This is a genomic window from Enterobacter sp. T1-1, assembly GCF_000710795.1.
Classification (GTDB): domain Bacteria; phylum Pseudomonadota; class Gammaproteobacteria; order Enterobacterales; family Enterobacteriaceae; genus Enterobacter; species Enterobacter cloacae.
The window spans coordinates 163,299-178,420 of sequence record NZ_JALW01000004.1 but is presented as its reverse complement, the minus strand read 5'-3'; the positions used below and the strand labels follow the sequence as shown (position 1 = coordinate 178,420).

Annotated in this window: 14 protein-coding genes; 11 read left to right on the top strand and 3 right to left on the bottom strand. The window is 56.5% G+C overall.

All coding sequences use genetic code 11. From position 1 onward, the window contains the following. Window positions 1-181: 181 nt before the first annotated feature. Window positions 182-1,438 carry a valine--pyruvate transaminase gene (gene avtA / locus AK59_RS0102280; protein WP_029881929.1) on the top strand — a complete coding sequence of 419 codons (1,257 nt, stop codon included), beginning with the start codon at window positions 182-184 and terminating at the stop codon, window positions 1,436-1,438. 4 nt (window positions 1,439-1,442) lie between these two features. On the opposite strand, the gene AK59_RS0102275 is transcribed toward avtA, so the two are convergent. Beyond that, window positions 1,443-1,898, bottom strand: coding sequence for a 4Fe-4S dicluster domain-containing protein (locus tag AK59_RS0102275; RefSeq protein WP_013094956.1), 456 nt, complete (start codon window positions 1,896-1,898; stop codon window positions 1,443-1,445). A gap of 3 nt (window positions 1,899-1,901) precedes the next feature. Next, window positions 1,902-2,720, bottom strand: a complete 819-nt coding sequence (gene yiaJ, locus AK59_RS0102270; protein ID WP_013094955.1) for an IclR family transcriptional regulator YiaJ — start codon at window positions 2,718-2,720, stop codon at window positions 1,902-1,904. A 225-nt stretch (window positions 2,721-2,945) separates the two neighbouring features. On the opposite strand from yiaJ, the gene yiaK reads away from it, so the two are divergent. From yiaK to araD, 8 genes are all read left to right on the top strand, one after another. Then, the gene (gene yiaK, locus AK59_RS0102265) at window positions 2,946-3,944 is read left to right on the top strand and encodes a 3-dehydro-L-gulonate 2-dehydrogenase (protein ID WP_013094954.1); all 999 of its coding nucleotides are present in this window, start codon (window positions 2,946-2,948) and stop codon (window positions 3,942-3,944) included. Window positions 3,945-3,954: 10 nt separating this feature from the next. Continuing rightward, window positions 3,955-4,422: a YhcH/YjgK/YiaL family protein gene (locus AK59_RS0102260; RefSeq protein WP_029881928.1), complete on the top strand. Its 468-nt coding sequence runs from the start codon at window positions 3,955-3,957 to the stop codon at window positions 4,420-4,422. A gap of 151 nt (window positions 4,423-4,573) precedes the next feature. Then, window positions 4,574-5,500, top strand: a complete 927-nt coding sequence (locus tag AK59_RS0102255) for a DUF4862 family protein (protein WP_029881927.1) — start codon at window positions 4,574-4,576, stop codon at window positions 5,498-5,500. Window positions 5,501-5,545: 45 nt separating this feature from the next. Continuing rightward, the gene (locus AK59_RS0102250) at window positions 5,546-6,865 is read left to right on the top strand and encodes an MFS transporter (protein ID WP_029881926.1); all 1,320 of its coding nucleotides are present in this window, start codon (window positions 5,546-5,548) and stop codon (window positions 6,863-6,865) included. 96 nt (window positions 6,866-6,961) lie between these two features. After that, window positions 6,962-8,467 carry an FGGY-family carbohydrate kinase gene (locus tag AK59_RS0102245; RefSeq protein ID WP_029881925.1) on the top strand — a complete coding sequence of 502 codons (1,506 nt, stop codon included), beginning with the start codon at window positions 6,962-6,964 and terminating at the stop codon, window positions 8,465-8,467. After that, a complete protein-coding gene (gene ulaD / locus AK59_RS0102240; protein ID WP_029881924.1) occupies window positions 8,464-9,117 on the top strand; it encodes a 3-keto-L-gulonate-6-phosphate decarboxylase UlaD in 654 nt (217 codons plus the stop codon). Before AK59_RS0102245 ends, ulaD begins: the two co-directional genes overlap by 4 nt. Before the next feature lie 2 nt (window positions 9,118-9,119). Continuing rightward, window positions 9,120-9,980: an L-ribulose-5-phosphate 3-epimerase gene (locus AK59_RS0102235; RefSeq protein ID WP_029881923.1), complete on the top strand. Its 861-nt coding sequence runs from the start codon at window positions 9,120-9,122 to the stop codon at window positions 9,978-9,980. Further along, window positions 9,974-10,669: an L-ribulose-5-phosphate 4-epimerase gene (gene araD / locus AK59_RS0102230; RefSeq protein ID WP_029881922.1), complete on the top strand. Its 696-nt coding sequence runs from the start codon at window positions 9,974-9,976 to the stop codon at window positions 10,667-10,669. The genes AK59_RS0102235 and araD overlap by 7 nt, the downstream gene beginning before the upstream one ends. On the opposite strand, the gene AK59_RS0102225 is transcribed toward araD, so the two are convergent. Beyond that, window positions 10,670-11,488, bottom strand: a complete 819-nt coding sequence (locus AK59_RS0102225) for a helix-turn-helix domain-containing protein (protein WP_020686525.1) — start codon at window positions 11,486-11,488, stop codon at window positions 10,670-10,672. Window positions 11,489-11,712: 224 nt separating this feature from the next. On the opposite strand from AK59_RS0102225, the gene AK59_RS0102220 reads away from it, so the two are divergent. Next, window positions 11,713-13,113, top strand: a complete 1,401-nt coding sequence (locus AK59_RS0102220; protein WP_020686524.1) for an MFS transporter — start codon at window positions 11,713-11,715, stop codon at window positions 13,111-13,113. A 10-nt stretch (window positions 13,114-13,123) separates the two neighbouring features. Beyond that, window positions 13,124-15,079 carry a glycoside hydrolase family 127 protein gene (locus tag AK59_RS0102215; protein WP_029881921.1) on the top strand — a complete coding sequence of 652 codons (1,956 nt, stop codon included), beginning with the start codon at window positions 13,124-13,126 and terminating at the stop codon, window positions 15,077-15,079. The last annotated feature ends 43 nt before the right edge of the window (window positions 15,080-15,122 follow it).

Here is a 15,122-nt window from a genome sequence, read left to right as displayed (position 1 = left end):
GGTCTTTACGTTTACGGCTTTGGATCAGGGGTGGCAGAAAAAAAACCCGCACCAGGCCGACGCCCAAAACCCCCCCCCCCCACAAAAAACCACAAACCCGACCACCCCAGCCGATTTGCACCCGCACGGTGCTAGCGTTATGGTTACCCACTTTCAAAACAAGCTCGACAGATCACCTGCTATGACGTTTTCACTTTTCGGCGACAAATTTACCCGCCATTCAGGCATTACCCGCCTGATGGAGGACCTCAACGACGGGCTGCGCACACCGGGCGCCATCATGCTCGGCGGCGGAAACCCGGCTCAAATCCCGGAGATGAATACCTATTTCCAGACGCTGCTCACTCAGATGCTGGAAAACGGCAAAGCAACCGATGCGCTTTGCAATTACGACGGCCCTCAGGGTAAAACCGAACTGCTGAAACTCCTCGCCGACATGCTGCGTGAAGAGCTGGGTTGGGATATCGAACCGCAGAATATTGCACTAACAAACGGCAGTCAGAGCGCGTTTTTCTACTTGTTTAACCTTTTCGCAGGACGTCGCGCCGACGGCACCACCAAAAAAGTATTGTTCCCGCTGGCACCGGAGTATATCGGCTACGCCGATTCCGGTCTGGAAGAGGATCTGTTCGTCTCTGCGCGCCCGAACATTGAGCTGCTGCCGGAAGGTCAGTTCAAATACCACGTCGATTTTGAACATCTGCACATTGGTGAAGAGACGGGCATGATCTGCGTATCACGTCCAACCAACCCAACGGGCAACGTCATCACCGACGACGAGCTGATGAAACTGGATGCGCTGGCAAATCAGCATGGCATCCCGCTGGTGATCGATAACGCCTATGGCGTGCCGTTCCCGGGTATTATCTTCAGCGAAGCACGCCCGCTGTGGAACCCGAACATCGTCCTGTGTATGAGCCTCTCCAAGCTCGGCCTGCCGGGCAGCCGCTGCGGGATCATCATCGCCAATGAAAGAATCATCACCGCCATTACCAACATGAACGGCATTATCAGCCTTTCTCCTGGCGGTATTGGCCCGGCGATGATGTGCGAAATGATTAAACGCAACGATCTGCTGCGCCTGTCTAATGACGTGATTAAGCCGTTCTACTATCAGCGCGTTCAGGAAACAATTGCCATACTTCGCCGCTATTTACCGGAAGAACGCTGCCTGATCCACAAACCTGAAGGGGCAATTTTCCTGTGGCTGTGGTTTAAAGATCTGCCGATCACCACCGAGCTGCTTTACCAGCGCCTGAAGAAGCGAGGCGTATTGATGGTGCCGGGTGATTACTTCTTCCCGGGGCTGGACAAGCCGTGGCCGCATACGCATCAATGTATGCGCATGAACTACGTGCCCGATCCGGAAAAAATCGAAGCCGGGGTGAAAATTCTCGCCGAAGAGATCGAATTCGCCTGGCGCGAAGACGCCCAGTAAGAACCTACGCCAGATGACGCAACCGCTCGGTGCGTAATCTGGCGGGATCGACACAGCTCAGCGCGTGGGTCGGACAGGCTTCCACACAGGCCGGTCCGTCCGCGCGGTGCGCGCATAAATCGCATTTCAGCGCCTGAAGCGTATCTCCTGCCCACTGCACCTGCATCGCCCCAAACGGGCACGCCACCATACAGCGTTTACACCCAATACACCGTGCCTGCTCAACCTGCCAGGCTCCCTCGCCACGGCGAATCGCCTGCGTTGGGCAGACATTCGCGCAAGGGGCATCTTCACACTGATGGCAACCCACCGCCGTGGTGAAAGCGTCCCCTTTGACTACCCGAATGCGGGGCGTAAAGGCGTCTGTTGAGATGGCGTCCTGATGCGACACGACACACGCCACTTCGCAGGTGCGACAGCCGATGCATTTTGCCGAATCCGCCATGATGAACCGGTTCATCTGTTATCCCTCGCGCACGTTAAAACCCAGCTCTCTGGAGATCGCGTCCGCCGTTTCACGCAGAGGTGTAAGCAGATTTTTTTCGCCAATCTGCTTCATGCGTGAGGTCGACAGCGAAATTGAGATCGCATACGGCACGCGGCCATGAATATCAAACACCGGCACCGCGATACAGGAGACCCCCAGCTCGTTCTCTTCTTTGTCCATCGCCATGCTGTGCTCGCGGATTTCCGCCAGCTCGTCATACATCGCGCTCAGTTCAGTGATGGTGTTGCGGGTCAGCGGCTGGATCTGATCCTGGTGGCTTTCCCAGTAGCTCGCCACATAGTCCTGGTGACCGAATGCCATGTAGATCTTGCCCATTGCCGAGCAGTAAAGCGGCATATGCTGGCCGATATAGGCACGCGTGCGCAGCATACCGGTGGTCGGCTCAAGCTTATAAATCAGGATCGCGTGATCGTCTTCGCGGCTGGAGAAGTTCACCGTCTCGCCGGTGGCGATATTCAGCGACTCAAGATGCGGAGCAGCCACGTGGATGATATTCAGCGACGACAGCGCCTTTTGCCCGACGGCGATAAATTTTGTGGTCAGGCGATAGCTGCCCGCCGCCGGTGCCGGGGTGACGTACCCGCACGACTGCAATCCCTGCAGTAACCGGTGCACGGTGCTTTTATTCAGCCCGGCCAGTTCCGATAAATGGGCCAGAGGACAGCCGTTCGGATAGTTACTGAGGATCTCAATCAGCATCAGACCGCGAAACAAGCTCTGGCTACCTGCTGGCCTCTCTTTTTCTTGCGTCATGTCGCTCTCTTTCATGCTCATCCCATGGCTCCTTTTTATCGCGCCCTGATGGTAGCGCAAAGTGTGGTTCAGTTCACGATCTCAACAGAAAAAACACAACCATTTGATTTTAATCGATTTTGAAAATCATGAATGTCGTTGATCTGGCAAAATTTGATCGCTATATTTGAAATCAGATTTCGCATAGTGAAATTTAGCGATAAAAAAGCACTCGCACTTGCCCCTACGAAGAACAGGAGAACAGGGATGAAAGTGACATTCGAAGAGTTGAAAGCAGCGTTCAATCGGGTTCTGCTCGATCGCGGTGTAAAAGCAGAAACGGCGGATGCCTGCGCGGAGATGTTTGCCCGCACCACGGAATCTGGCGTCTATTCCCACGGCGTGAACCGCTTCCCGCGTTTTATTCAGCAACTGGACGCGGGCGACATCATTCCTGATGCCCAGCCAAAACGGGTGACCACATTAGGGGCCATCGAACAGTGGGATGCCCAACGCGCCATCGGTAACCTGACGGCGAAAAAAATGATGGATCGCGCCACCGAACTGGCCTCCGATCACGGTATCGGTCTGGTTGCGCTGCGTAACGCTAACCACTGGATGCGCGGAGGGAGCTATGGCTGGCAAGCCGCAGAGAAGGGCTACATCGGGATCTGCTGGACCAACTCCATTGCGGTGATGCCCGCGTGGGGGTCAAAAGAATGTTGCATCGGCACCAACCCGCTGATCGTGGCGATCCCCTCCTCCCCAATCACCATGGTCGATATGTCGATGTCGATGTTCTCCTACGGCATGCTGGAAGTGAACCGACTGGCCGGACGCACGTTACCGGTCGACGGCGGATTCGACGACGAGGGCAATCTGACCAAAGAGCCTGGCGTGATTGAGAAAAACCGCCGTATTCTGCCGATGGGCTACTGGAAAGGTTCCGGCTTATCGATTGTGCTCGACATGATCGCCACCCTGCTCTCTAACGGCTCCTCCGTGGCGGAAGTTACCCAGGACAACAGCGACGAGTATGGCGTGTCGCAGATCTTTATCGCCATCGAGGTCGACCGCCTGATCGACGGCCCAACCCGCGATGCCAAACTGCAGCGTATTATGGACTTCATCACCACCGCCGAGCGGGCAGACGAAAACGTCGCTGTCCGTCTGCCGGGGCATGAATTTACGCGACTGCTTGAAGAGAACCGCCGCAACGGCATCACCATTGATGACAGCGTGTGGGCGAAAATCCAGGCGCTGTAAGGAGTGGGCCATGATATTCGGACATATTTCACAGCCAAATCCGTGTCGCCTGCCGCGGGCGATTGAAAAAGCGTTAGATTTTCTGCGTACCACGGATTTCAGCATGCTAAAGCCGGGTGTCGTTGAAATTGAGGGGCGCAACCTCTTTGCCCAGATCCTCGACCTGACCACCAAAGAGCCGCATGAGAATCGCCCCGAAGTGCATCGCCGCTATCTTGATATTCAATTTCTGGCGTGGGGTGAAGAAAAAATCGGTATTGCTATCGATACCGGAAATAACAACATCAGCGAATCATTACTGGAACAACGGGATATTATTTTTTATCACAACAGTGAAAATGAATCGTTCATTGAAATGGTACCTGGCAGTTATGCCATATTTTTCCCGCAGGATGTACACCGTCCTGCCTGTATTAAAAACAAGGAAACTGCAATTCGCAAAATTGTGGTGAAAGTGGCAATCAGCGAATTAGATTAATTTTCTGATATACCCTAAATAATTCGAGTTGCAGGAAGGCGGCAAGAGAGTGAATCTCCAGGAGCTTACATAAGTAAGTGACTGGGGTGAACGAGCGCAGCCAACGCACATGCAACTTGAAGTATGACGGCTATAAATACAGGAACGCGAAATGACCAACACCGGTTTTATTATTGGTGCGTACCCCTGCGCACCCTCGTTTCACCAGAAAGGGGAACAAGAAGAACAAACCTTCTGGCGGGAACTTTCTGACACGCCACACATTCGCGGGCTGGAACAACCCTGCCTTGAACATCTCCATCCTTATGGGGATGAATGGCTGTTCCGCCATACGCCTGGAGACTGGCAAATCGTCGTCACGGCAGTGATGGAAACCATGCGTCGCCGTGGCACCAATGGCGCATTTGGGCTGGCGTCTGCTGACGAAGAACAGCGTAAAGCGTGTGTGGAATATTACCGCCATCTGCAGCAGAAGATTGCTGCGGTTAACGCCCGTTTTCCCGGGAAAGTCATTGCCCTGGAGATGCAGGCCGCACCGCAGGCGGGCAATGCTTCAGTCGAGCAGGCTATCGAGGCGTTCGCCCGTTCCATTCGTGAAATCGCGGGCTGGGACTGGTCCTGCGATCTGGTGCTTGAACACTGCGATGCCATGACCGGTCCCGCACCGCGTAAGGGATTTTTACCCTTAGAGCAGGTGCTGGAGGTGATAAAAGAGACAGATATCAGCATCTGTATTAACTGGGCGCGCTCAGCCATTGAAGGGCGCAACACCACGCTTCCGGTTGAGCACGTTCAGACCGCCCTTCAGGCCGGAAAACTGGCCGCGCTGATGTTCTCCGGCACCACCATCCGCGGAGAGTACGGTGAATGGCAGGATCTGCACGCACCGTTTTCATCGTACTGTGCCGACAGTTTGATGACCACTGAACATGCAAAAGCACTCTTTACTGCGGCGAGCGCCGCAACATTGAAATTTTCCGGTATTAAATTACTGGAAATAAATGCTAATGCTGATATCAGCCATCGCATCGCTATTTTGCGCGACGGCATTAGCCAAATGAAAAAAGCAACGCAATAACAATAAAAAAATCTTATTCCGGTTACCTACACTGAGATATTAAATATGAATACGTCTACTCAAGCTCTACATGCGGACATTCCGCGCCAGCGCTGGCTAAGAATTATTCCCCCGATTCTTATCGCCTGCATTATTTCTTATATGGACCGTGTGAATATTGCTTTTGCCATGCCCGGCGGTATGGATGAAGAGTTAGGTATTTCTGCCACCATGGCAGGCCTGGCGGGTGGGATCTTCTTTATTGGCTATCTGTTTTTGCAGGTGCCTGGCGGCAAGATTGCCGTTCATGGCAGCGGGAAGAAATTTATCGGCTGGTCGCTGGTCGCCTGGGCGGTGATTTCGGTCCTGACCGGGCTCGTCACCAGCCAGTATCAACTGCTGGTGCTGCGTTTCTTACTCGGGGTAGCAGAAGGCGGGATGCTGCCGGTTGTGCTGACGATGATCAGTAACTGGTTCCCTGACGCTGAACGCGGTCGTGCCAATGCGATTGTAATTATGTTCGTCCCCATTGCCGGGATCATCACCGCGCCCCTGTCGGGCTGGATTATTACCGCACTCGACTGGCGCTGGTTGTTCATCATTGAAGGGCTGATGTCCATCGTTGTACTGGTGCTGTGGGCCTTCACGGTGTACGACCGCCCGCAGGAAGCACGCTGGATTTCTGAAGCGGAAAAAAACTATCTGGTCAAAACCCTGGCCGCAGAACAGCAGGCCATTGCCGGTAAAGAGGTGAAAAACGCCTCGCTGAGCGCGGTGCTGTCCGACAAAACCATGTGGCAGCTGATTGCCCTGAACTTCTTCTACCAGACCGGCATTTACGGTTACACCCTCTGGCTACCCACCATTCTCAAAGAGCTCACGCACACCAGCATCGGCCAGGTAGGCGTGCTCGCGATCCTGCCTTATATCGGGGCCATTGCGGGTATGTTCCTCTTCTCTTCGCTCTCTGACCGTACCGGTAAACGCAAGCTGTTTGTCTCCCTGCCGCTGATTGGTTTTGCGCTCTGCATGTTCCTCTCCGTGGCGCTGAAAGAGCATACCTGGCTGGCCTACGCCGCGCTGGTGGGGTGTGGGTTCTTCCTGCAGTCGGCGGCGGGCGTGTTCTGGACCATTCCGGCACGCCTGTTCAGCGCGGAGATGGCAGGCGGCGCGCGGGGGGTAATTAACGCCCTGGGTAACCTCGGCGGGTTCTGTGGCCCTTATGCGGTCGGCGTGCTGATCACCTTGTACAGCAAAGATGCGGGCGTTTACTGCCTGGCGGTGTCACTGGCACTGGCCTCTCTGCTGGCCCTGCTGCTACCGGCGAAGTGCGATGCTGGTGCGGAGCCTAATCCTACGGTGAATCCGCATAAGCGTGCGGCCTGATGCCCTCACCCCAACCCTCTCCCACAGGGAGAGGGAGCAAGACGAGAACCCCAGTCCTCTCCCACGGGGAGAGGAAGCAAGACGAGAGAGTCAAAGATGAGTGAAAAAGAACCCTTCTGGCTGGGTATCGATTGTGGCGGTACTTATCTGAAAGCCGGTTTATACACCCGCGAGGGCAAAGAGGTCTGTATTGAACGCCGCACGGTTGCCACGCTCAGCCCGCGAGCAGGCTATGCGGAGCGGGACATGAACCAGCTGTGGCAGCAGTGTCACACCACCGTCGCTCTTCTGCTCAACAACGCCCGGGTTAGCGGCGAGCAGATCAAAGGCGTGGGCATTTCAGCGCAGGGCAAGGGGCTGTTTCTTCTCGATAAACAGGATCGTCCTCTGGGCAATGCGATGCTCTCCTCAGACCGTCGGGCACTGGACATCGTGCAGCGCTGGCAGCAGGACGGTATTCCCGAAAAACTCTATCCGCACACGCGACAGACGCTCTGGACCGGGCATCCGGCCTCTCTTCTGCGCTGGGTCAAAGAGAATGAGCCACAACGCTATCAGCAGATTGGCTGCGTGATGATGGCACACGACTACCTGCGCTGGTGCCTCACCGGCGTAAAAGGCTGCGAAGAGAGCAACATCTCTGAATCCAATCTCTACAACATGAACACCGGCCAGTACGATCCGCAGCTCACGCGCTGGCTGGGTATCAGTGAAATCGACAACGCTCTGCCACCCGTTGTCGGTTCAGCAGAAATCTGCGGGGAAATCACCGCTCAGGCTGCCGCACTTACCGGTCTCGCGACGGGAACCCCCGTCGTTGGTGGGCTGTTTGATGTGGTTTCCACCGCGATCTGTGCCGGACTGCACGACGAACATACGCTGAACGCCGTCATGGGCACCTGGGCCGTCACCAGCGGGATTGCCAATGCGCTTCGGGACAACGAACCGCATCCCTATGTCTATGGGCGTTACGTCCACCCGCAGCAGTACATCGTCCACGAAGCCAGCCCCACCTCTTCCGGCAACCTTGAGTGGTTGACCGCCCAGTGGGGAGAAATGTCTTTCAGTGAGATCAACCGCGCCGTGGCCAGCCTGCCGAAAGCCGAAAGCGATCTGTTATTTCTGCCGTTTCTCTATGGCAGCAACGCCGGGCTGGAGATGACGAGCGGTTTCTACGGCATGCAGGCGCTGCATACTCGCGCGCATCTTTTACAGGCAGTTTACGAAGGCGTGGTGTTCAGCCATATGACCCATCTAAACCGCATGCTCGAACGCTTTACCGACGTACAGGCACTGCGCGTCACCGGCGGCCCGACCCACTCTGACGTATGGATGCAGATGCTGGCGGATGTCAGCGGTCTGGCGATTGCGCTCCCGCAGGTAGAAGAGACTGGCTGTTCCGGCGCGGCGCTGGCCGCCCTGGTCGGCACCGGCGTTTATCCCGATTTTTACGCAGCGCAGCACGCGCTCAGACACGACATTCGGGTCATTGAACCCGACATGCACGCCCATGCGGCCTATCAGCGCAAGTATCAGCGCTACCAGTTACTGATTTCAGCACTACAGGGTTATCACGCCCGTGTTAAGGAGCACGACCTATGAGCCGACCATTACTGCAGCTGGCGCTCGACCACACCTCACTTCAGGCTGCCCAGCGCGATGTCGCCAGGCTTTCCGATCACGTCGATATTATCGAAGCGGGCACCATTTTATGTCTGACCGAAGGGCTTAACGCCGTGCGTGCGCTGCGCGAGCAGTGTCCAGGGAAAACTCTCGTGGCGGACTGGAAGGTGGCCGACGCCGGAGAAACGCTGGCAGAGCAGGCGTTTGGCGCAGGCGCGAACTGGATGACCATCATCTGCGCTGCGCCGCTGGCCACGGTTGAAAAAGGTCACGCGGTGGCGCTGCGCTGCGGTGGGGAAATTCAGATGGAGCTGTTTGGCAACTGGACGCTGGACGATGCCCGCGCCTGGCACCGCATCGGCGTGAAGCAGGCCATCTACCACCGGGGACGCGACGCGCAGGCCAGCGGCCAGCAGTGGGGTGAGGCAGATCTCGCCCGAATGAAAGCGCTCTCCGACATTGGTTTGCAGCTGTCCATCACCGGCGGCATCACCCCGGCCGACCTGCCGCTGTTTAAGCAGATCAACGTCAAAGCCTTTATCGCCGGTCGCGCACTGGCAGGCGCTGCCAATCCACCGCAGGTGGCCGAGGCCTTCCATTCGCAAATCCGTGACATCTGGGGAGCGTAATCATGCGTCAGCATCCGTTAGGTATTTACGAAAAAGCGCTGCCGAAATCCCTCACCTGGCCGGAGCGCCTGGTGCTGGCAAAAAGCTGTGGCTTTGATTTTGTTGAAATGTCGGTAGATGAAACGGACGAACGCCTGTCGCGCCTGGCGTGGAGCACCACACAGCGTGCATCGCTGGTGGAAGCGATACTGGAGACCGGTGTGTCGATCCCCTCCATGTGCCTGTCTGCCCACCGCCGCTTCCCGTTTGGCAGTCGGGATGAAACCGTGCGCGCCCGCGCCCGCGAGATCATGTCCAGCGCCATTAAACTGGCGCGTGATTTGGGTATTCGCACCATCCAGCTTGCCGGGTATGACGTGTATTACGAAGAGCATGATGAAGGCACCCGGCAACGCTTCGCCGAAGGGCTGGCATGGGCAGTCGAGCAGGCCGCCGCCGCGCAGGTGATGGTGGCCGTTGAGATCATGGACACCGCGTTTATGAACTCCATCAGCAAATGGAAAAAGTGGGACGAGATGCTGGCCTCGCCATGGTTTAGCGTTTACCCGGATGTCGGCAACCTCAGCGCGTGGGGTAACGACGTGGCCGCCGAACTGACGCTGGGCATTGACCGCATCGCGGCAATTCACCTGAAAGATACCCAGCCCGTCACGGCACAAAGCCCAGGACAGTTCCGCGACGTGCCCTTTGGCGAGGGCTGCGTCGATTTCGTTGGCGTGTTTAATACGCTCAATAAGCTGAACTACCGCGGCGCGTTTCTGATTGAAATGTGGACCGAAAAAGCAAAAGAGCCGGTGCTGGAGATTATCCAGGCGCGCCGCTGGATTGAAGCCCGTATGCAGGAAGGAGGCATGACATGTTAGAACAACTCAAAGCCGAGGTGCTGGCAGCCAACCTGGCACTGCCCGCTCACCAGCTGGTGACCTTCACCTGGGGTAACGTCAGCGCGGTGGATCGCGTCAACGGTCTGATGGTGATCAAACCGTCCGGCGTGGAGTATGACGTGATGACGGCGGAGGATATGGTGGTGGTGAATATCGCCACCGGTGAGGTGGTCGAGGGCAGCATGAAACCGTCGTCAGACACGCCTACCCATCTTGCGCTGTACCGTCGCTACCCGGAGATTGGCGGCATCGTCCATACCCATTCCCGCCATGCCACCATCTGGTCTCAGGCAGGTCAGGATCTGCCCGCATGGGGCACGACGCACGCGGACTACTTCTACGGCGCGATCCCCTGCACGCGGCGGATGACCACGGCGGAGATCGCAGGAGACTACGAGTATCAGACCGGTGAAGTGATCATCAAAACCTTTGAAGAGCGCGACATCAGCCCCATGCAGATCCCGGCAGTGCTGGTGCACTCCCACGGCCCGTTCGCCTGGGGTAAAGATGCCGCCGATGCGGTACACAACGCCGTGGTGCTGGAAGAGTGCGCGTACATGGGTCTGTTTTCGCGCCAGCTTGCGCCGCAGCTTCCGGTTATGCAGCAGGAACTGCTCGACAAACATTATCTGCGCAAGCACGGTGCGCATGCCTATTACGGGCAGTGATCAACCGGAATTAATGTGTTCCTTACAGTACCGCCGTTTCCAGACGGCGGGTGTTAACCCGGTATGCTTCGAAAATATCTGCCGGAAATACCCCACGTCGTTAAAACCGCAGCGGGTGGCCACTTCCGTTAATGACGCTGAGTCATTCAGCAGCATTTTTTCTGCCGCCCTGACGCGCTGGCGATGAATCGCCTCCGTCAGGGTTAAATGAAATGTCCGACGAAACACGCGCCCGAGGTAATCGGCATTACAGTGCAGCGATTTTGCCAGCAGCGAGGTGGAGAGCGGTAAATGAAACTGCGTGCGAATAAGCTGTTTTGCCTTCCAGGCCAAAGCTGCACCGGCCTCATCGGGGCGGTCCTCATACCCTGCTGAGAGGGATATTTGCTGCAAAATCAGTAGCAAAAGCATTTCCAGCGCCACGCTGCGCTGTAATTTTTCCTGCTCGCTGAGGAACTGGCGAAAAAGCGCAATCACCGACGGGACATCCCTCACGCAGCAATGTTGTTCAATGGTCAGCGGAGAAGCCTCCGGCAAAGCAGAAGGCCCAGGTTTCACCTCAAAATGCAGCCAGTAAAATCGCAGATCGGCCGGAAAATCTTCTGTACCCACATGCCGCCGCTTCGGCCAGAGCAATAAACTCTCCCCCGCCTTCACCTCAAAAAGACGGTTCTCCTCCTGGATCGTTAATGTCCCCTTTTCGACGAAAATGATTTCCCACGACGTTAATTTACGCGCCGGGTGGCGACCCACGCCCCGCGAAATAAACAATCCGCCGTTTTGCACTTTAATCGGAAGCGCTATGGATAATTCGAGCATGGATATTCACCATTCCGCTTTTATTGCCGCATTTAATTGACTTATCCATTGATTATTAACAATTAACATTATAGCTGCCCGATCAAACTCACACTTTCTTCATCAGGTCGGAATCGTCATCTTTTTATACTTTTCCCTTCCCTTGTTGCCCTTTGCGTTCAGTGCAGAATGAATGAGGTACCTTGCACAAATACGATAAAAATCGATTACCGAGGAGTTATCTCATGACTTCCACACCGATTACCGAGTCTGACGTTGCACAACGGGTGAGAGAAGAACGTTTGTCCGTTCGCGAAAAAATTGGCTACGGCCTGGGCGACGCGGGCGGCACGGTCATTACCTGCCTGATAATGAATTTTCTGACCTTTTTCTATACCGATATTTTTGGCCTGACCCCGGCGCTTGTCGGCACGCTGTTTATTGCCCTGCGCGTATTTGACGCGATTTCTGACCCTGTCATGGGCGTGATTGCCGACCGCACCCAAAGCCGATGGGGGCGCTTTCGTCCCTGGCAGCTGTGGGTGGCATTCCCTATCGGCATCATCGGCGTACTGACCTTCACCGTACCTGAAGCCAGCATGGGCGTGAAAATTGCGTGGGCATTCGGCACCTACCTGCTGCTGTCCGTCGGCTATACCGCCATCAACGTGCCCTACTGTGCGCTGATCAACACCATGACCACCCGCCACAGCGAGGTCATTTCCTGCCAGTCATGGCGCTTTGTGCTGTGCGGCGTTGCGGGATTTTTGGTCTCCGTCGGCCTGCCGTGGCTGGTGGCAGCGCTGGGGCAAGGCAACGCCGCCCGGGGTTATCAGCTGGGCGTTGGCGTCCTGTGCACCCTCGCCGTGGTGATGTTTCTCTGCTGCTTCTTCTGGGTCCGTGAACGCGTCCCACTGGCGCTGATGGGTAAATTCACCCTGCGCGAACACCTGGCAGGGCTGCGTAAAAATGACCAGCTGCTGCTGATGCTGGTGATGTCGTTTTTGCTGATCAACGTCTTCAACATCCGTGGCGGCGGATACATGTACTTCATCACCTATGTGCTTCAGGGCAGCACCGCCTACACCTCGCTATTTTTCACCATGGTGACCTTCGCAGCGATCCTCGGGGCGGTGATCGTCAGCCCCCTCTCTCGCCGTATTGATACGGTCAAACTCTACTACTACACCAACCTGGTGCTCGCCGCGATCGCGGCTGGCATGTGGTTCCTGCCCGGCGGCCCGGCGCATCAGACGCTCTGGCTGATCGTAATTCTGAGTAACGGCGTCATCCTGGGCTTTACCCTGCCGCTGCACTTCTCGCTGATGGCTTTTGCCGACGACTACGGCGAGTGGAAGACCGGCGTGCGATCGTCGGGCATGAACTTCGCCTTCAACCTGTTTTTCATCAAGCTGGCGTGGGCCTCCAGCGCCGGGATCATCAGCCTGGTGTTTATCGCCGTCGCCTATCAGCCGGGAGCAGGTAACCAGACGCCCGCCTCGCTGCAGGGCATTACCGCCATGGAGACGCTGCTCCCTGCCCTTTTCCACCTGCTGCTGGCGGTCTCAATCCGCTGGTGCAGGCTCAACAATCCGATGATGTCGCGCATTGCCACCGATTTGCGCCAGCGTCATGTACCGTCCTGAGGAGAACGTGATGTCCATAATGGAAGCCGACCTGCATAACCTGAAAATCAACGATCCGTTTCTTGGCCAGTATCAGCGGCTGGTGCGTGATGTGGTCATCCCCTATCAGTGGGATGCGCTCAACGATCGCGTGGCAGAAGCCGAGCCCAGTCATGCCATCACCAACTTCCGCATTGCGGCAGGTCTTGAAGAAGGTGAGTTCTACGGCATGGTCTTTCAGGACAGTGACGTGGCGAAATGGCTGGAAGCCGTGGCGTGGTCGCTGTGTCAGAAACCCGATGCTGAACTGGAAAAAACCGCCGATGAGGTGATTGAACTGATCGCCGCGGCACAGTGTGAAGATGGGTATCTCAATACGTACTTCACCGTCAAAGCGCCCGACGAACGCTGGACAAATCTGGCCGAGTGCCACGAGCTTTACTGCGCGGGGCATATGATCGAAGCTGGCGTGGCGTATTTTCAGGGCACCGGAAAACGCCGACTGCTGGAGGTGGTGTGCAAACTGGCAGATCATATCGACACCGTTTTCGGCCCCCGGGAAGGCCAGCTTCACGGCTATCCGGGCCACCCGGAAATCGAGCTGGCGCTGATGCGGCTGTACGACGTTACTGAGGAGCCACGCTACCTGAACCTGGTGAAATACTTCATCGAGGCGCGCGGTACGCAGCCTCACTTCTATGATATTGAATACGAGAAGCGCGGCAGAACATCGTACTGGCACACCTACGGCCCGGCATGGATGGTCAAGGACAAAGCTTACAGCCAGGCGCATCAACCGCTTGCTGAACAACAAACAGCGATTGGCCATGCGGTGCGTTTTGTCTACCTGATGGCGGGTATGGCACACCTGGCTCGTCTGAGCAAAGACGACGCAAAACGTCAGGACTGCTTACGCCTGTGGAACAACATGGCGCAGCGCCAGTTGTACATTACCGGCGGGATTGGTTCGCAAAGTAGCGGTGAAGCCTTCAGCAGCGATTACGATCTGCCCAACGATACGGTGTATGCCGAAAGCTGCGCCTCGATTGGCCTGATGATGTTTGCCCGTCGGATGCTAGAGATGGAAGCGGATAGCCGCTACGCCGATGTGATGGAGCGCGCCCTGTACAACACGGTGCTGGGCGGCATGGCGCTGGACGGTAAGCATTTCTTCTATGTTAACCCGCTGGAAGTGCACCCCAGGACGCTGGCCTTTAACCACATCTATGACCACGTCAAACCGGTTCGTCAGCGCTGGTTCGGCTGCGCCTGTTGCCCGCCGAATATCGCCCGCGTGCTGACGTCGCTGGGGCATTACATTTACACCGTTCGCCCGGATGCGCTTTTCATTAATCTCTACGTAGGGAATGAGGTCACCATCCCTGTGGGCGATGAGACGCTTAAGCTGCGGATCAGCGGTAATTATCCGTGGCAGGAAGAGGTCAACATTGAGATCGCCTCGCCCGTACCGGTGACGCACACCCTGGCCCTGCGACTGCCGGACTGGTGCGCAAATCCTCACGTGTCGCTGAACGGAGAAGGCATGACGGGCGAGGTATCACGGGGCTATCTTCACCTCACCCGTCGCTGGCAGGAGGGCGATACGCTCACGCTAACCTTACCGATGCCGGTCCGCCGCGTGTACGGTCACCCACAGGTTCGTCAGCAGGCCGGAAAGGTCGCGCTGCAGCGCGGTCCGCTGGTCTACTGCCTGGAAGAAGCCGACAATGGCGCCAACCTGCATAATCTTGCCCTGCCTGCCGACAGTGAATTCCGGGTTTTCGAGGGTAAAGGAATTTTCGCTCATAAGATGCTGATTCAGGCGGAAGGTGTCACGCATGACGCCGCAGAAGCGGGATCGGAGGCGTTATGGCAATACGACCGTCCTGCGGTGCAACGTCAACCCAAAACGTTGACCTTTATTCCGTGGTTTAGCTGGGCTAACCGGGGAGAAGGGGAAATGCGCATTTGGGTGGATGAGGGCTGAATATCTGCGGCCTGATGCCCTCACCCCAACCCTCTCCCACGGG

Bases quoted from the DNA above. Each gene is read 5' to 3' on its own strand.
- AK59_RS0102225 (WP_020686525.1), bottom strand. From the start codon at position 11,488: ATGCTCGAATTATCCATAGCGCTTCCGATTAAAGTGCAAAACGGCGGA.
- AK59_RS0102245 (WP_029881925.1), top strand. From the start codon at position 6,962: ATGAGTGAAAAAGAACCCTTCTGGCTGGGTATCGATTGTGGCGGTACT.
- AK59_RS0102235 (WP_029881923.1), top strand. From the start codon at position 9,120: ATGCGTCAGCATCCGTTAGGTATTTACGAAAAAGCGCTGCCGAAATCC.
- AK59_RS0102220 (WP_020686524.1), top strand. From the start codon at position 11,713: ATGACTTCCACACCGATTACCGAGTCTGACGTTGCACAACGGGTGAGA.
- AK59_RS0102255 (WP_029881927.1), top strand. From the start codon at position 4,574: ATGACCAACACCGGTTTTATTATTGGTGCGTACCCCTGCGCACCCTCG.
- AK59_RS0102215 (WP_029881921.1), top strand. From the start codon at position 13,124: ATGTCCATAATGGAAGCCGACCTGCATAACCTGAAAATCAACGATCCG.
- yiaK (WP_013094954.1), top strand. From the start codon at position 2,946: ATGAAAGTGACATTCGAAGAGTTGAAAGCAGCGTTCAATCGGGTTCTG.
- avtA (WP_029881929.1), top strand. From the start codon at position 182: ATGACGTTTTCACTTTTCGGCGACAAATTTACCCGCCATTCAGGCATT.
- yiaJ (WP_013094955.1), bottom strand. From the start codon at position 2,720: ATGAGCATGAAAGAGAGCGACATGACGCAAGAAAAAGAGAGGCCAGCA.
- AK59_RS0102250 (WP_029881926.1), top strand. From the start codon at position 5,546: ATGAATACGTCTACTCAAGCTCTACATGCGGACATTCCGCGCCAGCGC.
- ulaD (WP_029881924.1), top strand. From the start codon at position 8,464: ATGAGCCGACCATTACTGCAGCTGGCGCTCGACCACACCTCACTTCAG.
- araD (WP_029881922.1), top strand. From the start codon at position 9,974: ATGTTAGAACAACTCAAAGCCGAGGTGCTGGCAGCCAACCTGGCACTG.
- AK59_RS0102260 (WP_029881928.1), top strand. From the start codon at position 3,955: ATGATATTCGGACATATTTCACAGCCAAATCCGTGTCGCCTGCCGCGG.
- AK59_RS0102275 (WP_013094956.1), bottom strand. From the start codon at position 1,898: ATGAACCGGTTCATCATGGCGGATTCGGCAAAATGCATCGGCTGTCGC.